Source organism: Halomonas sp. JB37 (assembly GCF_002332255.1).
In the GTDB taxonomy this organism is placed as follows: Bacteria; Pseudomonadota; Gammaproteobacteria; order Pseudomonadales; family Halomonadaceae; genus Vreelandella; species Vreelandella casei.
In genome coordinates, this window is record NZ_NRGW01000001.1 from 829,844 (window position 1) to 848,335 (window position 18,492).

General features: G+C 54.5%; 22 protein-coding genes. 20 read left to right on the forward strand and 2 right to left on the reverse strand.

Features of this window, described 5'->3' with window-relative positions; all coding sequences use genetic code 11:
• Positions 1-50: 50 nt before the first annotated feature.
• Positions 51-1,406 (reverse strand): magnesium transporter, encoded by a 1,356-nt coding sequence (gene mgtE, locus CIK78_RS03980; protein WP_096277435.1) that lies wholly within the window; start codon positions 1,404-1,406, stop codon positions 51-53.
• Positions 1,407-2,207: 801 nt separating this feature from the next.
• Here mgtE and CIK78_RS03985 point away from each other — a divergent pair.
• From CIK78_RS03985 to CIK78_RS04015, 7 genes are all read left to right on the forward strand, one after another.
• Positions 2,208-2,405: a hypothetical protein gene (locus CIK78_RS03985; protein WP_096277437.1), complete on the forward strand. Its 198-nt coding sequence runs from the start codon at positions 2,208-2,210 to the stop codon at positions 2,403-2,405.
• A 149-nt stretch (positions 2,406-2,554) separates the two neighbouring features.
• Positions 2,555-3,583 carry an EscD/YscD/HrpQ family type III secretion system periplasmic domain-containing protein gene (locus CIK78_RS03990; RefSeq protein ID WP_096277439.1) on the forward strand — a complete coding sequence of 343 codons (1,029 nt, stop codon included), beginning with the start codon at positions 2,555-2,557 and terminating at the stop codon, positions 3,581-3,583.
• A gap of 9 nt (positions 3,584-3,592) precedes the next feature.
• Positions 3,593-3,991 carry a hypothetical protein gene (locus CIK78_RS03995; RefSeq protein ID WP_096277441.1) on the forward strand — a complete coding sequence of 133 codons (399 nt, stop codon included), beginning with the start codon at positions 3,593-3,595 and terminating at the stop codon, positions 3,989-3,991.
• Entirely contained in the window at positions 3,988-4,323 is a 336-nt protein-coding gene (locus CIK78_RS04000) for a hypothetical protein (RefSeq protein WP_217990270.1), read from the forward strand. The genes CIK78_RS03995 and CIK78_RS04000 overlap by 4 nt, the downstream gene beginning before the upstream one ends.
• Positions 4,320-6,488, forward strand: coding sequence for a type III secretion system export apparatus subunit SctV (gene sctV, locus CIK78_RS04005; RefSeq protein ID WP_096277443.1), 2,169 nt, complete (start codon positions 4,320-4,322; stop codon positions 6,486-6,488). The genes CIK78_RS04000 and sctV overlap by 4 nt, the downstream gene beginning before the upstream one ends.
• Positions 6,489-6,528: 40 nt before the next feature.
• The gene (locus tag CIK78_RS04010; RefSeq protein WP_255249085.1) at positions 6,529-7,878 is read left to right on the forward strand and encodes a type II and III secretion system protein family protein; all 1,350 of its coding nucleotides are present in this window, start codon (positions 6,529-6,531) and stop codon (positions 7,876-7,878) included.
• 16 nt (positions 7,879-7,894) lie between these two features.
• Positions 7,895-8,311 (forward strand): hypothetical protein, encoded by a 417-nt coding sequence (locus CIK78_RS04015; RefSeq protein ID WP_141393025.1) that lies wholly within the window; start codon positions 7,895-7,897, stop codon positions 8,309-8,311.
• 11 nt (positions 8,312-8,322) lie between these two features.
• On the opposite strand, the gene CIK78_RS04020 is transcribed toward CIK78_RS04015, so the two are convergent.
• Positions 8,323-9,108: a tetratricopeptide repeat protein gene (locus tag CIK78_RS04020; protein WP_176483356.1), complete on the reverse strand. Its 786-nt coding sequence runs from the start codon at positions 9,106-9,108 to the stop codon at positions 8,323-8,325.
• Positions 9,109-9,315: 207 nt separating this feature from the next.
• On the opposite strand from CIK78_RS04020, the gene CIK78_RS04025 reads away from it, so the two are divergent.
• From CIK78_RS04025 to CIK78_RS04085, 13 genes are all read left to right on the forward strand, one after another.
• The gene (locus tag CIK78_RS04025; RefSeq protein WP_096277450.1) at positions 9,316-9,897 is read left to right on the forward strand and encodes a hypothetical protein; all 582 of its coding nucleotides are present in this window, start codon (positions 9,316-9,318) and stop codon (positions 9,895-9,897) included.
• 28 nt (positions 9,898-9,925) lie between these two features.
• Entirely contained in the window at positions 9,926-10,111 is a 186-nt protein-coding gene (locus tag CIK78_RS04030) for a hypothetical protein (protein ID WP_096277452.1), read from the forward strand.
• Positions 10,112-10,160: 49 nt separating this feature from the next.
• Positions 10,161-10,562, forward strand: coding sequence for a hypothetical protein (locus tag CIK78_RS04035; RefSeq protein ID WP_096277454.1), 402 nt, complete (start codon positions 10,161-10,163; stop codon positions 10,560-10,562).
• Between the two features lie 3 nt (positions 10,563-10,565).
• The gene (sctJ, locus tag CIK78_RS04040; RefSeq protein ID WP_226938569.1) at positions 10,566-11,372 is read left to right on the forward strand and encodes a type III secretion inner membrane ring lipoprotein SctJ; all 807 of its coding nucleotides are present in this window, start codon (positions 10,566-10,568) and stop codon (positions 11,370-11,372) included.
• The gene (locus tag CIK78_RS04045; protein WP_096277458.1) at positions 11,369-12,019 is read left to right on the forward strand and encodes a hypothetical protein; all 651 of its coding nucleotides are present in this window, start codon (positions 11,369-11,371) and stop codon (positions 12,017-12,019) included. Before sctJ ends, CIK78_RS04045 begins: the two co-directional genes overlap by 4 nt.
• Positions 12,016-12,603 (forward strand): type III secretion system stator protein SctL, encoded by a 588-nt coding sequence (gene sctL / locus CIK78_RS04050; protein ID WP_096277460.1) that lies wholly within the window; start codon positions 12,016-12,018, stop codon positions 12,601-12,603. Before CIK78_RS04045 ends, sctL begins: the two co-directional genes overlap by 4 nt.
• Positions 12,603-13,943, forward strand: coding sequence for a FliI/YscN family ATPase (locus CIK78_RS04055; protein WP_096277462.1), 1,341 nt, complete (start codon positions 12,603-12,605; stop codon positions 13,941-13,943). Before sctL ends, CIK78_RS04055 begins: the two co-directional genes overlap by 1 nt.
• Positions 13,940-14,416 (forward strand): hypothetical protein, encoded by a 477-nt coding sequence (locus tag CIK78_RS04060; RefSeq protein ID WP_096277464.1) that lies wholly within the window; start codon positions 13,940-13,942, stop codon positions 14,414-14,416. The genes CIK78_RS04055 and CIK78_RS04060 overlap by 4 nt, the downstream gene beginning before the upstream one ends.
• A gap of 119 nt (positions 14,417-14,535) precedes the next feature.
• Positions 14,536-15,501, forward strand: a complete 966-nt coding sequence (sctQ, locus tag CIK78_RS04065; protein WP_226938572.1) for a type III secretion system cytoplasmic ring protein SctQ — start codon at positions 14,536-14,538, stop codon at positions 15,499-15,501.
• Positions 15,494-16,150, forward strand: coding sequence for a type III secretion system export apparatus subunit SctR (gene sctR / locus CIK78_RS04070; protein ID WP_096277468.1), 657 nt, complete (start codon positions 15,494-15,496; stop codon positions 16,148-16,150). Before sctQ ends, sctR begins: the two co-directional genes overlap by 8 nt.
• A gap of 2 nt (positions 16,151-16,152) precedes the next feature.
• Positions 16,153-16,422 (forward strand): flagellar biosynthetic protein FliQ, encoded by a 270-nt coding sequence (locus CIK78_RS04075; protein WP_096277470.1) that lies wholly within the window; start codon positions 16,153-16,155, stop codon positions 16,420-16,422.
• 47 nt (positions 16,423-16,469) lie between these two features.
• The gene (gene sctT, locus CIK78_RS04080) at positions 16,470-17,291 is read left to right on the forward strand and encodes a type III secretion system export apparatus subunit SctT (protein ID WP_255249086.1); all 822 of its coding nucleotides are present in this window, start codon (positions 16,470-16,472) and stop codon (positions 17,289-17,291) included.
• A gap of 24 nt (positions 17,292-17,315) precedes the next feature.
• Positions 17,316-18,365 carry an EscU/YscU/HrcU family type III secretion system export apparatus switch protein gene (locus CIK78_RS04085; RefSeq protein ID WP_096277474.1) on the forward strand — a complete coding sequence of 350 codons (1,050 nt, stop codon included), beginning with the start codon at positions 17,316-17,318 and terminating at the stop codon, positions 18,363-18,365.
• The last annotated feature ends 127 nt before the right edge of the window (positions 18,366-18,492 follow it).

The window sequence follows — 18,492 nt, forward strand, 5'->3', positions numbered from 1 at the left end:
ACGCGGACGTCTTTTCAAAAGCGCTCCAGCGTCTGCCTAAGAAGCAAAAATTACAAAATAATCAGCGTGGCTAAGCCTAGGAAAGATAAAAAGCCCACTACATCGGTAACGGTAGTTAAAATCACCGCGGCCGAAAGGGCCGGGTCAATTTGCAGTCTTTTCAATACCAGTGGGATCAGTACGCCCGATACGTTGGCCAGGCTCATATTGATAAAAATCGCCAGTGTGATCACCAGCGTAATCAGCGGGTCGCTAAACCACAGGTAGGAAATAAAGCCGACCACTAACGACCACACCAGGCCATTACTCATGCCCACCCACAGCTCTTTGTTATACAGCCAGCGTTTATTATTTCCTGCAAGCTGACCAAGTGCCAAGCCACGAATCACCACGGTCAGGGTTTGGCTGCCGGCAATGCCGCCCATGCTGGCCACGACCGGCATCAAGATGGCCAAGGCAACGATTTGATCTAGCACGGCTTCAAACTGGCCGATAACAAACGCCGCTAAAAAGGCCGTCAACAAGTTAATGCCCAGCCAGATACCCCTGCTTTTCGCGCTGCGCATAATCGGGGTAAAGACTTCTTCTTCGTCACTGACGCCCGACAAATGCTTTAACGTCATGTCAGCATCATCTTGCGTGATTTCGAGTACGTCAGTGGCATTTAGCTGGCCGACCAATAAGCCGTCACTATCGCAGACCGGCACAAAGTGGAGTTCTTTAGAGCGCAATAATGCTGCCGCGTCACCGACTTTCATTTGGTCATTGAGGGTAAAAAAATCATCCATATAATCATCAACCACGGCATCTTGTGGCTGTTTGATTAAGTCAATTAAGGTCAGGGTGCCAAGCAGGCGCTTATCCTTATCGGTGATCATAATTTGCTGCGATTCATCATCAAGCAGGTGGTAGATTCGAATATAACGTTGCACGGCTTCTAGCGAGACGCCTTGTTTTACATTGACCGTTTCAGGATCCATGTAACGCCCCACCACATTGTCTTCATAGGCGTGAAGGTTCTCAACTTGCGCGCGAATCTCTTGGTCTAAACTGGCGTAAACACTGGTTTTGATAGCCTCGGCAGCAACATCTAATACCTCTGCGACTTCTTGCGCATCCAGCCCTTTAACAATTTGCTCTACGTCGCTTGCCGATAAATCTTCAATATAGTCGGCACGAATCTCTTCATCGACTTCTGCCAGCACTTCACCAATGAATTCTTCAGGGATGTATTCCCAAAGCAAGTCGCGGGTTTTAGCAGGAAAAGACTCAAGTGTGCGCGCAATCTCTAAGGTGTCGAGCTCAGTGAAAAGCGCTTTTAACGCGCTTGTATCTTCCTCGTCTAACCGCTTTTGAAGATACAGCAGCTGCTCTTCAGTATGGGAGTATTGGTCATCATCGCGCATAGATTTCGTCCTCTGGGAAATTAGTTCTCAATCCATTCACGTGAAAGCTCTTGATGGTTTGCCATAGATTTTATCGACAGGCTTGTTTGAAAGCCATTCATGCTATCTGTAAAAACGTTGTCTTAATTAGAAAAACATGATGCAGCTTGGCTGTTTTTAGTTCTGAGAGCACTTGAGGGAGCATTACCGACTGATTGAAGCTAATGCTCAGACGGTACTGCTAAGCTGGCTTTGTTCATTAAGGACAAAAGCTGCAGGTCTGGGGGGAGGTGATATGAGACTTTCAATGTCGTTATGTACCCTGCCGAATTGCCCCTGATCTCATAGATGTTTCATATAGTTTCATAGAATAATCTCAGCAGGGCGTCAGGTGAAACCTGGTCGTCAAGAAACTATTTGTTAAGAGTGGCGAAGGGAGTTAATTGAAGCACGGTAGGGGCAAATATTAGGCCCCCTTTTTTCCTAATTATAATTATTTTCTTACCGGTTCATGTCAAGCCAGAATTTAATATTGCCAACCAATAGCTCATGATTTTATGTCCATTTAGCGTATTTTGGCCTTGCGTTGTCTGACGATTAAACTACATTAAGTATTAGCTTCATTGTGCAGCTCTATTTTTTTTGCACAAAAATGATCAATGTACTCCAAGTGGATTCATTTGATCAAAACGAGGTTGGCTCACAGCTCACGAGCTTTGAGTTAGGTTTCTAGCTCTGCATTTGTAATTCTATAGAAGTGCTTTACAAGCTATGCCTTCTGACTCCAATGGAGGCATAACATGAATAAAAGGAGAGATGGTAATGTTTACATTTGATAAACCGAAGAAAGAGAACGGTGTTCCTCCTGCTGGTGGTGACGGCGGCGGTGGAGGTATTGATGTTGGCCAACTGAAGCAGGTCTTCGAAGAAGCTGCTCAAAAATCCATGGAAGTGAGCAAGGCCAAGACGGAGGGTAATACGGAGGTTGATACCGCCAAGTCCTCTCGTCCAAACAACTGAGGATTGCCATCATATCGGTCAGTGGTGGTATTTGCCGCCGCTGGCTGTTGATAACGCTTTTGTAGTCTCAACGGTTTTATTTTCCTCTTGCCAGCCGCTGGAAGTAATTTGTAGCAGCAGGCAGGAGGTTTATTGATAGGTATTTGCTCATGGCCTCTTCTTTCACGACATCTATTGGTTCGTTATTCACTCCGTCCGCAGGTGTTTATTCGACGATTCAAGTGACTGGGGGTGTTCATCAGGGCGTAGCTGTGTCCCTGGAGCAAGCTGTATGCCGTATCGGCGCTGCGGAGCCGGCGGATGTGATGCTCTGCGATGAGGGTGTCGCTGCTGAGCATGTCATCCTGCGGTTTCACGCCCGGATGGTAGCAATTGAAGCAGTTGGTGGGGAGGTTATCATTGGCGGCGAAACGCTGGCGCAAGGCACTGGGCGGCGCATCGACTTGCCTACGACTCTCGCTATGGGGGACGCCCGGCTGCGACTCTCGCGTCCTGAGACCTCTTTGCCGCCCGCCTTGCGATCGGCTTACGAGGCAGTTGAGTCAGCATTGCGCGCCACCCGTGACTCGCTGCCGCATAAGCTTTTGTCGCGAAGACGCCATTCTTCCGGGGGCGAGCGAGTTGGACGTGGAGCCGTGTTAACTGCGCTTTGCACAATTATCGGTATCGCTGGCGTTTATCAGTTAGTGGGAGTGGACGAAGCGGGCGCTAATATTTCTGCCGAAGCTCTACATTCGACCGCTACTTTATATCCTCAAGCGGTAGAGGCGGCACTGACAAGCGATCAGCACGAAACGCCTGCGGAGGCCTTGGAGGGTCGATTGAAACAGGCTGATCTTGATGGGCTACAGGTGAGCGATGCCGGCAACCATCTGGTAGTGTCGGGCGAATTCGCGCCCGAGCGGCATGAGGATTGGCAGGGAGTGCAGCGCTGGTTCGATCAGCGCTACGGCAGCAGCCAAGTATTGGTCAGTAATGCCAAATTGAGCCTGATTGCTGACCAGCCAACTTTTCGTTTTCAGGCTGTTTGGCTGGGTGATAACCCTTATGTCATTGGTGCCAAAGGCGAGAGATTGTACACGGGGGCATCTTTGCCGGAAGGCTGGGTGCTTGCCGCTATCGGCGACGAAAGGGTTACCTTGCGCCGTGGCGACGAACAGTTTTTTCTGACGCTGTAGGACGAGTTAATGAGAATTGCGCCTGATCGCGCTAACGTCACCGAAAATCCTCGGCATGATGAGCCGGTAGAGGCTAAGGCGCGTCCTGTTGATATCAACGCTGACAGACTCGTTGACTCGGGACTCCAATCTGGCTTTGATCGCGCGTTGGATAATACTCGGGGGCGCCGCGAGGGAGATGACTCTTTAATTAGTCGCGTGGAGCGAGAATCGACGCCGGCAATCGGGGGGCCATCCCTTTATAGCGGTGAGCGGAGCATTGAGTTGCTGCAACACGTAGTGGATAACATTTTGCCCAGGCTTGAGGCTGAAGGCGATGCTACCGAGCTTGCCTCCCAGTTGATTTATGAAGAGATTGCCTTGCGCCAGGAATGGGAGGCGCGACGCGCCGAGGAGGGTGCGACGTGACTGACGACAGTGACCGCCACGCCGCCGAATTGTTACATATGCTGGGGCACTTGTACGTGAAAAGCGGTGAACGTAAGCGTGGGTTGGTGCTATTGCTGCTTGCCTCGCACATAGTGCCAGCTCATACCGGCATCCTTCACACCCTTATCCAAGCTTTTATCGTTAACGGCGATGTCCCGCGTGCGCTGAATGCGGTCGAACGTCTTGAATATGTGGAAGGGCATACGCCGATTCTGTCGCTGCTGCAGAGTCGGGCACTGTGGGTCGATGGTAGGCACGATGATGCGCGGCGGTGCTTTCAAGACTATCTACAGCGCCGGGAGGATAGATGAGCGGTCTGTTAACTCGACTCAATGTCATCGCGCAACGTGCAGCGCAGCGCAGTGATGTAGTGATCGCCAGCTTTATCGTGCTGGCAGTCGTCATGATGATTATTCCGCTGCCGACCGCCCTGGTCGATGCTCTAATCGGTATCAATATTGGTTTTAGTCTGCTGATCCTGATCGTCGCGTTCTATATCTCTCACCCTGTCGACTATTCGTCGCTGCCGCCGATTATTCTTTTGGCGACGCTGTTTCGTTTGGCACTATCGATTAGTACCACGCGCCTTATTCTGCTAGAGGGATATGCTGGTCAGATGGTGTCTGCCTTCGGTAACTTCGTCATTGCTGGCGAGGTAGTCATAGGTCTCGTGGTTTTCCTGATCATAACAATCGCCCAGTTCTTGGTGATTACTAAAGGCGCCGAGCGGGTCGCCGAAGTGGCTGCCCGCTTCATCTTGGATGCGATGCCGGGCAAGCAGATGAGTATTGATAATGATCTGCGCAACGGCGACATAGACGCGGGAGAAGCGCGAACTCGTCGTCAGCGCTTGGAGCGCGAAAGTCAGTTGTATGGCTCTATGGATGGTGCCATGAAATTCGTTAAGGGTGACGCTATCGCGAGTTTGGTGATTCTATGCGTTAACTTGATCGGAGGGCTGTTGATAGGCATGCTCAAACGTGACATGGCATTCGGTGAGGCTGTGAACACTTATTCGCTGTTGACTGTCGGCGATGGGCTTATTGCTCAGATCCCTGCGCTGCTCATCGCGGTCGGTGCTGGCACTGTGGTGACGCGAGTTAATTCTGATCAGGCTGGTGATCTCGGCAGTGAAATCATCGCGCAGTTGGGCAATAACGCGCGGGCGTTGGAACTAACCGCCGTCGTCCTCTTCTTTGCCGCCTTCATTCCTGGGTTCGCTACTACCGTGTTTTTGGTACTGGCCGCCGGCCTTGGTTTGGCTGCATGGTGCGTGCGGCGCCGAGCGAGGCATGATAAACGTGACATAGAAGAGACTGTTGAGGTGGTGAGTAACGCCGATGAAGCGACATCAGCGCCTGCAGCATCAGCGGCCACAATGCCGGAGCCACCAGCAGAAGAGGCGTTTCCGACAGCAGGGTATCGACTGATGGTATCACTGGATATTGCCCTGGAAGAGGCTCTGTCCCTTGACGAGCTGCATGGCTTGTTGAACGCTACGAGGCAGCGTGTGGGGCTGGAGCTTGGCGTCGAGATGCCGAATGTCGGTGTACGCGTGCTACCGACAATGCAGGCGCGACGCATTAGCATAGAACTCGATGAAGTACCGGTTTTGGAAGGCGATATCCCCGCTGGGCGAGTATTACTTGACGACGATCCTATCCACCTACAGCTACTGGATGTCGAGTGCCATGAGCATCCGCCACTAAGTGGCCGTGCGCCGGGCCTCTGGGTGGACGACAGCGAGCTAGCGCGCCTTGAGGAGTCGGGCATTGGCTACCGGACGGTCGAGCGAGTGCTGTGTGACTGTCTGGAGCGAGTGCTAGGTCGCTACGCAGGAGAGTTTGTCGGTATCCAGGAGACTCGGGCTTTGTTATCGCGCATGGAGCAGGATTACGCGGAGCTTGTTGGCGAAGCTATAAGGGTTGTGTCGTTGCAAAAGATGGCTGATGTGCTAAGACGCCTAGTAGAAGAAGGTGTGCCCATACGAGCTCTGCGTACCATCCTTGAGGCGATGGTGACATGGGGAGGGCAGGAGCAGAACGTAGTGCGCTTGGTGGAGCGGATTCGCGCCGCTCTTGCCCGCCAGATATGTTATCGCTACGCACGAGCAGACAGGGTTCTGCCGGCCTGGGTAATTACACGCCAGCTCGAGGAAGTGGTTCGGACCTCGCTACGTAGTTCTGGTGGCGGCACTCGCAACGGTGGCTTGCCGATACGCTTGTCGCGATCACTGAACGGTTGGTTCCAACAACGATTGGGCGAGCTGGATGCAGATGTGGCTCCGGTGATCATTACCTCCAGTGATATTCGCCCAGTGCTGCAACAGTGGGCCAAGCGCTACCAACTGGATCTACCGGTCATTGCCTGGCAGGAGGTCGCCTCGGAATTCAATTTGCATGTGCTGGCGCAGGTGAAAATACCGGTAACATCGCCACGAGATACCGATCAAAAGGCTGACACCTCGGAAGAGTAAAAGACCGCTATAACAATATATTTCAGTATGGAGTCAACCTGTGAAAGCAACATTATGCATGACACTGCTCAGTTTTAGAGCGATGACCGAAGATACTGATCGACGTGTGATGGCTCGCGTTCTGACGCCTCTCATATTGCTGTTGACGATGATGGCTGGTCATGCCCATGGGCAGTCTGGTGAGCGTTCTCTCAGCCTGGAAACGGGGCAAGGGCTAATCTTACGTTTCAACCAGGATGTGTCATCGGTGTTTGTTGCCAACCCTGAGATTGCCGATGTTCAGGTAGTATCACCCGGTGTTCTTTATTTATTCGGCAAGCAGTATGGGGATACCAATCTCATCGCGCTTGGCCCCGATGATAGTACCGAAGCCTCCATGCGCCTAGAGGTCAGTGATGGCGCTCAGGGGGCTAATCGGGCGTTGCACGCTGCCGATGCTGGCACACCGATCCATCTACGGGTGGCTGGTAACCAATTGCTGGCCGAAGGACAAAGTCAGAGTGTCGAAGGCGCTCTTGCCACTCAAGCCACACTTGAACGACAGGCACCGGGGGAGGGCGCGGCGCAGAATAACTCCACCTACGAGGGTGCCACTCAGATTAATCTTCGCGTGCGTTTCGCCGAGGTAGCCCGTGAGGAGTTGTTGGAGTATGGCATCAGTTGGAGCGCGCTGATCAACAACGGCTCGCTCTCGGTGGGTGTCTTGCCGAGCTCTATGGCTGGCAATGCGTTTGGCACTGTGGGTAGCGGCGTCGATGGCGTTGATGGTCTACTCCAAGCTCTGCAGAGGAATAATTTGCTGCAGATCCTGGCGGAGCCCAACATCACTGCTGTTACCGGCGAAACCGCTAGTTTTCTTGCTGGAGGGGAAATTCCCATTCCGGTACCGGTCGGCAATGATTTGGTCGGTATTGAGTATAAGCAGTTCGGGGTCTCGCTAATGTTTACGCCAGTCCTATTGCCTAACGAACGTATATCGTTGGAGGTACGGCCTGAGGTCAGCAGCTTGACCAGCAGCGGTGTTGAGATCGGTGGCATTAGTGTGCCAGGGCTGCAGGTGCGCCGAGCGGATACTGTGGTTGAAGTGGGAAGTGGTCAGACCTTTGCTATCGCAGGATTATTCCAGCGCGACGCCTCCAATGCCATTGAGCGGGTGCCAGTGTTGGGTGACTTGCCGATCTTGGGGAACCTGTTTCGATCTCGTCGTTTTCAGCGCAGTGAAACTGAGCTCGTTATTCTGATTACTCCCTATATCGTCGAGCCTGTGACACAGCCATTGCGTACACCGTTGGCTCAAGGGCGGGCTGATAACGGCTATTTGCAGGTCAATGGCGAGGCACTCCCCAGGCAAGCGGTACGGGACGATCCCTTCGGCTTCTATCTACAATAAGAGTGAGGAGCACGTGGTGATAACGACAAAGCCTAAGGCTATTTGGCGGCTAGTGCCTCTGCTGCTGTTGCTAGGAGGATGTTCTTCATCAATGGGGCCGATGTCCTGGGATACGGGCTACCACGCAACCGGCGTGGATGATACCACCGAACAGCGGCTTTTGCTGGCCCCTCACCTCTGTCATTTACCGGCCTCAAAGACTGGCATCGTTGCCCTACCTCCAGGTTGTGCGAACGACCTTAATTTGCAGTTCATGGTTGAACGGCCACGGGATCTGCTGCAAGGGCGAGACATGGGGCCATCGAGCGCGGAGCCGTTGGCCCGAGCGGCTCGGGAACGGCTCTCTAATCGCGAGCACAGTCAGCGGCGGCGACAACGACTAGAGGAAGAGGCGAGGGGGGTGGGCCGCTATGCCACAACGAGCGACATGTAGCTGTCGCCTCATTAATATCCGGCGAGCCCGATGGCACGAGCCCGTTCGCCGATGTCGGGCAAGGCGCGAATGCGCTGGGCTTGTTCGATTAGTGATTGGCGCTGTGATGCTGGCATATCGGGAATCTCGATCGTTTCCGCCTGTTGGGTATCGCCAGCTAGTATCAGAATTAAAATCAGGCTATGGAAGTGGCGGTCCTCGGCCAGCGGGGAAGAGGCGACATCGCGTATGTGGGCTACTGCAGTAGCGTGTTGTCCGGCCAGGGACTGGGCTAGCGCCAAATTGGTCTGTGCGTCGGGGGCATCTGGTAGCAGTTCTGCTGCTCGCGAAAAGGAAGAGACTGCGGCTTCGCCCTCTTTCACGCCCAGTAAAGCCTGCGCGGCGCCTAGGCGGCTCCAGGCGGTGGGAGTGTCAAGTGCCGGTGCTGCTCGGCGTAGGTTGCGCAACGCACTTTCGACCTTGTCGAGCCGCAGCTGGGTCGATCCGAGGCCGAGCAGGGCCGTTGGGGAGTCGATGTTCTTTTCCAGTGCGGCTCGGTACGAGCGCAGTGCTCCCTGCAGATCGCCGCTAGCGAGTCGTGCGTCGCCAAGCCGGACGTTGATATTGACGTCTTCATCCGATAGCTCAGCTGCACGTTCATAGAGGGTGGTGGCGGTGGCGTAGTCACCCTGGGCAGCGATGTCATCGGCCAAAGACAATAAGCTAGACTCTTCGGCTTGCTCGGCAGTGGTCGCGCAGGCAACTAGCAACGAGCAGGACAACAGGATGGGAAGGCGTATGCAGTATCGCATCGACATTGGACGCTCCATGGTACGCCTTATGGCGTGTGGTAGAAAAAAAATTAGTGTTCTATGTTTAAAGGTATTGAGCCACCGAACCTGGAGCTCGTCAACTGGGGTCGAGGAAGCATGATGTGTAGGTTTTTTATGCATTTTAGGCAGGCTAGAGAGCCTAGCAAGCGTCGACTATCACTTACATCGTCATGCAGTAAAGGTGGGCGTTTAATGATCTACGCCATCCTTTTGTCAGGTCCCATGATACTGCTATTTCCAGCCGTAACATGGGCGTCTGATGAATCGAATGGAGCCGCTGAATGGATGGAGCGTGAATATCGCTATCTGATTGTCGAGCAAGACGTTCAAGCTGTGTTGAAGGAGTTTGGCAGGAATCTCGCGCTTCCTATGGAGGTTTCTCAGCGGGTCGAGGGTGCGGTTCGTGGAAATATAACGGCTGAGACTGCCCGAGGGTTTCTTGAGCAGGTGTGTGCCGCCAATGACCTAGCATGGTTCTTTGATGGTGGTGTGTTGCATGTTTCTACGCGGGAGGAAATGACGCAGCAGTCCTTCGAGCTGACTGACATTGATAGTCAGCGCCTGATGGCGGATATCGAAGGTTCTAGCGTTGGTGACCCTATGCGATCCAGGCTTGTAGACGGTGGTGATACGTTACAAATATGGGGTATGAATGCTTGGGTTGATGATGTGGCGCGACGCGTCGAGCGCTTGCGTCAGCCGGCACCTAGCCCAAGTAACGACGGTGGAGTGACTGTGTTTCGAGGCAGTATTACGAAGCAGACTGCCGAATGATGAGCAACCCGAATGGGAGGAAGTAGTTATGGCAACGGTAGATGGAGTGAACGCCTCAAATGGCAATGAGACACTGAGTCTCGATCAGCAACAGAACTTTGATCAGGCTGTTGAGAATGCCAAGGTCACTGATATTGTCGGCCAGGCTGTGGGCTCATTGGCTATATCGCATCTAATGGGCTATGCAAGCGACATGCTTAAAGAAGAAGGCTGAGCGAGGGGTCGATAATTCGGTCAACAATACCAGCGAAGGAGCCTAGATTATGATTCCTACAACTACGATAGGCGCTGCAACCCCTCCCGGTGGGGGGGGCACAGAGGCGCTGGCGGCGCAGAACCTATTCGAACACATGGCGCAGCAATCCGGAGTGACGCTGCAGGTAACCACCCCAGCCGAACTGGGTTCCAGTATTTTAAATTCACTGGAGGGCCCTCTCGATAAGGTGCAGAGCTTCTCCAGCAGGTTGCATGACAGTGGTGCCATGCGGCCCTCTAGCGGCGAAGGTATGGCGGGAGAAGGGGCTGGAGGAGTGGAGGACATGCAGTTTGACCGAATGCTTGACTCATTCTCCACCATGTTCGATCACGCGACCTTGACGAAGCTGATGTCGTCTTGTGCTTCTCAGATGTCCGGCGCTTGCAAAACCTTGTTACGAGGACAGTGACACTTGCTTTCCAAACAACGGATGACGGGACCCTGGTTGAATGCCGTGCGGCTTCTGGCGGTCGTGGCTATGTCGCTTTTGCTTCAGGCATGTGACACGGAGCTCTACACCAACCTCAGTGAGCGTGAAGCCAATGTGATGGTGGCGAGTCTGGCACGGCATGGTATACCGGCGAATCGAGTGGTTCAGAAAGAGGGGGGTATGACTGTCACCATCGACGAGAACCATTTTTCGGAGGCAATTAGCGTTCTTGATCGTCTGGGACTGCCGGGGCAGACGTTTTCAAATCTTAATGAGGTCTTCGAAAGTAATAGCTTGGTGTCCTCGCCAGTGCAAGAACGCGCAAAAATGATCTATGCCCTCAGTGAAGAGCTCTCCCATACGGTATCGCAAATCGACGGAGTGCTCTCAGCCCGGGTGCATGTAGTACTGTCCGATAACGACCTGCTGGAAAAGAACAGTACGCCGTCGTCGGCTTCGGTGTTTATCCGCCATTCCCCTGCTCTCGAGATCGACCCCATGATCCCTAGGATCAAGACACTGGTTGCCAATGGCATCTCGGGTCTTGATTATGAAAGTGTCTCGGTGGTTCCGGTCGCCGCGGTCATGCTTGAGGTGCCGGTCGGAGAGACACAGGCTTCCTTGCGCTCGTTTCTTGGCATCGCCATGCCGACCTCTAGTGTGACACGCGCTGTTTGGCTCTTCAGCATATTGCTGGCGCTTGTCCTAGGCTTGGCAGGTGCTCTGGGTTGGGTGCTCTGGCGAAAGCGGCAACGAGGCACCTATGAATTGGAGGAGACGCCGCCATGATGTCTGATAGTGCGCAATCTGACCCTTGGCAGGCGTTTATTGAGAAGCCGACGGAATATGTCGCCCTGCAATGGTTATGCGCTGAACTGGAAAGCGTGGCCGACGATGCTACCCAGGCAGTATTGGCGCGGCATCCACGCTTCCAGAAGCGTCTGGGAGAGCAGCTAGCGCACCGGCATGGCTTGCTTCCACCCGAAGAGTTACCGATGCCTGAGGCGAACGACTTGGTATTATTCAAGCTGCCGCCCGGGGCCGGTGAGGAGCTGGCGCGCTATTGCGGCATGATCTGCCACGCCAGAGCTTTCGTACACGCAATTCGCGCAACTCGCGTCGTCGAGCTTAAGCAGCGTTTTGGCGAGCTTTCATATAGAGCTGCGTTGAGCAATCGCGATGTGGCGCTTCACAGTCATGATTATGCCGATGACGATGCTTTGGAGCATTCTGTGGAGCGCGATGGCGTCGCCTGCATCGCCGCTTGGATGTCGATGCAGCCGACAGGGCTTACTGATTGGCTGCGTCTAGGCGTATTGGGAAGCCCTTGTCGCCCTGACTCCGAGCCCAGTGACGAGATTTTTAAACTAGGGCCTGACATCGTGCGTCGTGCGTCAGCGTTCATGATTGATCACGGAGTGGAGGCAGTAGAGTGAACGAGCTACCGCCGCATCCGGGCAAAACTATACTGAAGGCAGCTGAAGCCGCTGCCTGGGTTGACGGTTACGCCTTTCTAAAACAAGTACGACGTCAAGCCGACGGCATCGCGGATGAGGCTCGCCGCACTTCAGAAAAGGCCTATTTAGAGGGCTTTGAGGAAGGGCGGCGGGCTGGAGAGGCGCAGGCTGCCGAGCTGCTGGATCGAACGACGCAACACGTAAAAACGTATCTGGCGGGGCTGGATCAGTCGATGGCCGACCTTAGTTTGCAGATGGTGCGACGCATACTGGGAGAATTTGATGATGCCGAGTTGATCAGTTGTTGTGTGCGTCAGGCGCTTGACGAATATCGCCATGATATGGTGTTAACGGTGCGCGTTGCACCGGAGCTGGTTGCCCAGGTTGAGACGCTGCTGACAGAGAGAGGTGGGCACCGGGAATGTCATGTGGTGGGTGATGCCCAACTTGATGCTGGGCAGTGTCTACTTGTCAGCCCAGTGGCAGTGGTTGACGTGGGAGTGGATGCACAACTGAATACGTTGCGTGAGGCGCTGTTCTGCCATGATGCAGGGAGAACGTGATGACGCAAGGTCCCGACATTGATTTCGATACCTTATTGCCGCGCCTCTCTGAGCGCGTCGCCCAGGCAAAGTTAAGGCCGGTACGTGGTCGAGTGCGGCGTATTCTTGGCCAATTAGTGCATGCTAGCGTCGACGGTGCCGGCATCGGCGAGTTGTGCTATTTGCGCGATCCGCTTAGTGGTCGCAGCGTACCCGCCGAGGTCATTGGGTTTGAGGCCGAAAACGCTATCTTGTCGCCCATCGGCGATCTGTACGGGATGTCGACCCGGACGGAAGTGATTGCCACCGGGGCACCGCAGAGTGTGCCCGTCGGTGAGGCCCTGCTAGGTCGTGTCGTTAGCCCGCTCGGTAATTTCATCGACGGCGCGCCAAAGCCATCTATTGACGCCTTGAGTGAATACCCGGTTCATGCTGCGCCGCCCGCGCCGCTGTCAAGACAGTTAATCAAGCATCCGCTGGCTTTGGGGATTCGCGCCATCGACGGCCCGCTCACCGTTGCGCGTGGCCAGCGCATAGGGATTTTTGGCGAACCCGGAGTGGGCAAGTCGTCACTTATCTCCGCTATAGTGCGCGGTAGTGAAGCCGAAGTCATTGTTTTGGGCTTGGTCGGCGAGCGGGGCCGCGAGGTGCGCGAGTTACTGGAAGTACAATTGAGTGCCGAGGCTCGCCGACGCACGGTGTGCGTGGTGGCCACTTCGGATCGGCCGGCCATAGAGCGTGTTCGGTCGGCGATGGTAGCCACCAGCGTGGCCGAGTATTTTCGTGATCAAGGGCGCGATGTCTTGCTGCTGGTTGATAGTATCACTCGCTTTGCTCGCGCTCAGCGCGAGATTGGTCTGGCCGCTGGAGAGCCGCCGACACGTCGGGGCTTTCCGCCCTCGTTCTTTGCGGCCTTACCGCGTTTGCTAGAGCGCTCAGGGCCGGGCGCGCGCGGCAGCATAACCGCTCTGTACACTGTGCTCACCGAGGGTGATGGGACACTCGACCCTGTGGCCGAAGAAACGCGGGCGATTCTCGACGGGCATATCGTGTTGAGTGCCGATCTGGCCCGCCGCAATCACTTCCCAGCAATCGACGTGCTGGCCAGCCGTAGCCGTTTGATGGACGCTGTTGCAAGCGAAGACCATCGCCGTGACGCCGGTCGACTTCGAGATCTGCTTGCGCGTTATCAGGATGTCGAGCTCTTGATCCAGGTGGGTGAATACCAACGAGGACAAGATGCCCTTACTGACGAGGCCGTGGACAAACGCGCGATCATAGAGGCTTTCCTACGCCAGTCCAGCGATGAGATTGGTGGGCTTAAGGATACTCTGCAACGCATGAGCGAGATTGTGTCATGAAAGCACGCCAACAACTTGAGAAGCTACGGGCTCTACGGGAGAGTCGCTTGCGCCGGGCCGAATACGCCCTGGCAGAGCAGAGGCGCCGCTGTCAAACCGATGCGGAAAATCTAGAAGCGCTTGATAACAAGCTCGCTGAGCAACGCCGTGCCTTCGATCACCAGGAGCAGGCTTGGTTCGACTCCAATGGAGAGAATTTGCTATCGAAGGCCGCGTTTGAGGACATGCGCCAAGGCATCAATGTGCATTATCGCCGTCAAGCAGTTCTGGAAGAGGTCCGTCATGAGGCCGAGCAGGAGCAATCCCGGCAATTGACCGAGCGTGACCGTCTTGCCTCCGAGTGGGTGCGTCGGATGCGGAGCGAGCGTGCCCTTAAAAAACTGGTGGCACGGCGGCACGACGCTGAACGCCTCCGCGATGAAGTACATGCCGAACTGGAAGTTGAGGATGCTATTCCACGAGGTGTGCGTTGATGGTGAATGAAGAGGCGTTTCTTAACAGCAACAAAACGTTGGTAGATGCTATTCCAGGTAAACTGATTTCACCACGCTTGCCTCGCCTGCCGTCGGGTGCCGTGACTATATTGAATGTTATGAGCCGTCCGCGGGAGCCTCTAGTCCTGTCGCTAGGTGGGTACCCACTGAGGTGGCGCCTGGATCCTGGGTCGTCTCCCAGCGTGAGCGCGATAACGATTGGAATCGGCCTGGGGGCGGAGGCGGCGAGATTGACACTCGACTCTGCGGCGCTCGCAATGCTGGTTGCACCTCTATCGCTACGCCGGTCATTACAAGATTGCACGCCTGAGGTACGCGCTTTATGGCTGGAGTATGCTTTACTCGAATGGCTCAAGCCCTTAGAAGCGCGACTAGGGAGCACGATTCGTTTTCATAGTGATGTTGATACGCCAGAGGATCTGCCAGTGCGCATCGCACTGCGGTTAGAGGGCGAAGAGCAGTGTGGCTGGCTCTCGCTGGCGCTAACTCTATCATCTGCCTTAGCACTATACCCTCTACTTGATACTCATTGTTCGGTGGCGCCGAAGGCATGCACTGCAGTGTCCTGGCCGCTGCAGTGGGTTGCCGGATGTCAGACGCTGAGTCTTGCCGAGCTTCGTGGTCTGAATCTGGGGGACGTTGTCATGCTCGACAGGCCTGGCCCGGAGACGGCAGAGATCGGCGGTACCCTAATGGCTGAAGCGGCCGCACACCGGGACGGTATGCAATTGCGGTCCTCGTTTCATATTTTGACCCAAGGAGATTTCAATATGGCCCAGCCCCCCGACGACTCTCAGAAGGACGCCGGCGGCATTCCGTCGACTCAGTTGGATGACGCAATGCTAGGTCGACTGCCGGTTCGACTGGTCTGTGAGTTTGGTCGTCTTGAGCTCTCGCTAGGCGAGCTGCGCGAACTTGATCAGGGCAGCGTGCTAGCCCTGTCGCGTCCATCGGAGGAGGCCGTAGATTTGGTAATCAACGGCAAGGTCATGGGACGCGGACGCTTGGTGGAGGTCGGCGATGGTTTGGGTGTACAAATCGTGAGGCTGGCTATCGATGAATGAGTTCGAGCCCGATTTGATCGGGATCATCGTTCTTGTCGCGTCTCTGGGCCTGCTGCCGCTGGCAGTTGTCACCATGACCTCTTTTCTCAAGATCGCCGTAGTGCTTTTTCTTATTCGCAATGCGCTGGGGGTTCAGCAGACACCGCCGAATCTTTTGTTGTATGGCATTGCTTTGGTATTGACTGTGTATATCACCACTCCACTGGTGGGGGAGATTTACTATCAGCTCGAAAGTAGCTCAGCGGGACTAAGTAGTATGGAAGAGATCCAGGCGACCGGAGAGATTTTGCGAGAGCCGCTCAAGGAATATTTATCGCAGTACGCGAACGAGCGTGAGCGAGCCTTCTTCCTTGATGCCACTCAGAACATCTGGTCTGAGCAAGCGCGAGAAAATGTCAGGGATGACGATCTAGTGACGTTAATTCCCGCCTTTGTCACATCCGAGCTGACGCGCGCCTTCGAGATAGGGTTTCTGATTTATATCCCATTCCTGGTTATAGACTTAATCGTAGCTAATGTCTTGATGGCGATGGGCATGGTGATGGTAGCTCCGCCCTTAATTTCGGTGCCTCTGAAGATCTTTCTATTTGTCGCCGTCGATGGCTGGTCCCGGTTGATGCACGGTCTGATTCTCAGCTATGGGGGTTAGCGATGACAGAAGGCATCTTTCAGTCGTTGATGAGCGAGGCTTTGTGGACAGTGCTTCTGCTGTCAGCACCGGCGCTAGTGTCGGCGATTGTGATCGGTTTTGGCATCGGTTTGTTTCAGGCGTTGACGCAGATTCAAGATCAGTCGCTACCGCAGTCGGTCAAGGTGATTGTAATAATGCTGGTGCTGATTCTGGCGGGGCCTTTGTTGGTTGGCCAGCTTATCAACCTGACCGATCAGATATTGAATAATTTCGCGTCATGGACGCGTTAAACCAATTTTCGTCGCCACGGCAATAATGGAACACTTCCGAAGGAGTGGTGATATTGTACGATGAGCTCTCCCGCGTACTGATTGAGCAAGTCTATCCTTTGTTGGTAGCGGTCGCTATTGGTATGGCCCGCGCTTCGGGCATGATCTTAATTACGCCCGTCTTCAATCGCCTTGGCTTAACCGGTCTGATTCGTGCCGCTGTGGCCCTGACCCTATCAATTCCCATGATACTGCCTATTCTTGAGACATTGTCCGCTCTAGGAGACACAACCGCTTTCATTATCACTGGCTTGCTCTTCAAAGAGTTGTTGATCGGGGTGTTCCTTGGCATGGTGTTCGGTATTCCGTTCTGGGCGGCTGAGGTGGCGGGTGAATTGGTCGATCTGCAGCGTGCTTCGACCATGGGGCAATTGCTCGACCCGAGCGGCGCCACGCAGTCCAGTGTTACTAGCACGCTCTTAGTAATCATGCTAGTGGCACTATTTTTTGGTAGTGGCGGCTTCTTAGTACTGCTCGATGGTTTTTACAACAGCTATACACTATGGCCTGTGGATTCTTTCATGCCTGCTTTGGACATTCGGACAGCCCTGGCGATGCTTGGCTTTCTGGATCAGGTGATGCGAGTCGGCTTGCTGATGGTTGCACCGTTGGTCATCGCCATGCTGGTGGCCGATCTGATGCTTGCCTACCTGGCGCGCATGGCGCCTACTCTCAACATGTTCATCTTGTCGCTACCGATCAAGAACCTGTTGTTCACCTTTCTGATAGCACTCTACTTGGTATTCTTGGTGCCCCAGATGTTTGGCGAATTGGGAATGCTAGACGATTACTATCGGCGCTTCGCGTCATTGGTCGGCTCCATGCCATAGCACCGCCCTTTTTAGGAGTCTGCAATGAGTGAGCAGCCAAGCGAGGAAAAGTCTCTCCCCGCATCGGATAAAAAGCTTCGCGATGTCCGCTTGAAAGGGCAAGTGGATAAGAGTAGTGACATGGTAACTGCCGTCACTATGCTGGGCTGCACCCTCTACTTACTCGCCAGCACTGGGATGATTGAGGCTCGGGTACGTAGTCTCATCACTCTCACTACTCGGCTCTACCTAGAGCCCTTTGACACCGTGTGGCCACGGCTAGTGGCTGCAGGAGTCGAAGTTCTGGTGTACTCGATACTGCCGCTGATCGTTATCACCGTTGTCGCCGCAGTCCTGACCAACATCCTCATCATGCGCGGCATGCTGTTCTCTGTTGAACCTATCAAACCAAAATTCGAACACATTAATCCCGCCGCTGGGGTCAAACGGATTTTTTCTGCGCGCGGGATTATTGAGTTTTTCAAATCACTGCTCAAACTTGTCACACTTGGTGTCGCTTTCGTTGTGGTGTGTCGGCTAGGGTTGCAGGCTCTAATGGAGTCGGCTCGTTGTGGTATCGGTTGCCTTGAGGGTATATTTCTGGCCCTGCTCAAGCCGTTGGTAATTACTGCCCTGGTTGTATTTTTAGTGGTTGGATTGATCGACGTGCAGATGCAGCGCTGGCTGTTTCGACGTGATCAGCGCATGACGCGCTCCGAGCAAAAGCGTGAGCGTAAAGATATAGAGGGCGATCCGGAAATCCGCAAGGCGCGTCAGCGGCAGCGCCGCAGCACTCATGGGGCCTCAACGCGTACCGGGATAGAGCAGGCGTCAATTATGATTGGTGCCGAAGGCGACTGGTTGGTGGGTATCCGCTACGTGCGTGGCGAGACGCCGGTGCCCGTGGTGGTTTGCAGGGCGGCACCTGAAGATTCTGCTTTGCTGCGACGCAAGGCAGCGGAATGCCAGCTGACTGTTGTGGAAAACCGCGAGCTGGCCGGCCGGATCGGTAGGCGTGCCGGTAACGGCGAACCGGTCCCGGGCGATGCTTTTCAGTCAGTAGCCGACATTTTGGTTGCAGCCAAGCTTATTTAGTCAGTCTTGACCGGCGCTCTTCAGTGGCATGTCTCGGCTCACTTCAGCGATGCGTGATTATTCTGGTGTGTGGCGACGCTGAACTCAGTAACGTCGCTACTGAATCGGGCTGAGCCCGGACAATATA

Bases quoted from the DNA above. Each gene is read 5' to 3' on its own strand.
- mgtE (WP_096277435.1), bottom strand. From the start codon at position 1,406: ATGCGCGATGATGACCAATACTCCCATACTGAAGAGCAGCTGCTGTAT.
- CIK78_RS03985 (WP_096277437.1), top strand. From the start codon at position 2,208: ATGTTTACATTTGATAAACCGAAGAAAGAGAACGGTGTTCCTCCTGCT.
- CIK78_RS03990 (WP_096277439.1), top strand. From the start codon at position 2,555: ATGGCCTCTTCTTTCACGACATCTATTGGTTCGTTATTCACTCCGTCC.
- CIK78_RS03995 (WP_096277441.1), top strand. From the start codon at position 3,593: ATGAGAATTGCGCCTGATCGCGCTAACGTCACCGAAAATCCTCGGCAT.
- sctV (WP_096277443.1), top strand. From the start codon at position 4,320: ATGAGCGGTCTGTTAACTCGACTCAATGTCATCGCGCAACGTGCAGCG.
- CIK78_RS04020 (WP_176483356.1), bottom strand. From the start codon at position 9,108: ATGTCGATGCGATACTGCATACGCCTTCCCATCCTGTTGTCCTGCTCG.
- CIK78_RS04025 (WP_096277450.1), top strand. From the start codon at position 9,316: ATGATCTACGCCATCCTTTTGTCAGGTCCCATGATACTGCTATTTCCA.
- CIK78_RS04030 (WP_096277452.1), top strand. From the start codon at position 9,926: ATGGCAACGGTAGATGGAGTGAACGCCTCAAATGGCAATGAGACACTG.
- CIK78_RS04035 (WP_096277454.1), top strand. From the start codon at position 10,161: ATGATTCCTACAACTACGATAGGCGCTGCAACCCCTCCCGGTGGGGGG.
- CIK78_RS04045 (WP_096277458.1), top strand. From the start codon at position 11,369: ATGATGTCTGATAGTGCGCAATCTGACCCTTGGCAGGCGTTTATTGAG.
- CIK78_RS04055 (WP_096277462.1), top strand. From the start codon at position 12,603: ATGACGCAAGGTCCCGACATTGATTTCGATACCTTATTGCCGCGCCTC.
- CIK78_RS04060 (WP_096277464.1), top strand. From the start codon at position 13,940: ATGAAAGCACGCCAACAACTTGAGAAGCTACGGGCTCTACGGGAGAGT.
- sctQ (WP_226938572.1), top strand. From the start codon at position 14,536: ATGAGCCGTCCGCGGGAGCCTCTAGTCCTGTCGCTAGGTGGGTACCCA.
- sctR (WP_096277468.1), top strand. From the start codon at position 15,494: ATGAATGAGTTCGAGCCCGATTTGATCGGGATCATCGTTCTTGTCGCG.
- CIK78_RS04075 (WP_096277470.1), top strand. From the start codon at position 16,153: ATGACAGAAGGCATCTTTCAGTCGTTGATGAGCGAGGCTTTGTGGACA.
- CIK78_RS04085 (WP_096277474.1), top strand. From the start codon at position 17,316: ATGAGTGAGCAGCCAAGCGAGGAAAAGTCTCTCCCCGCATCGGATAAA.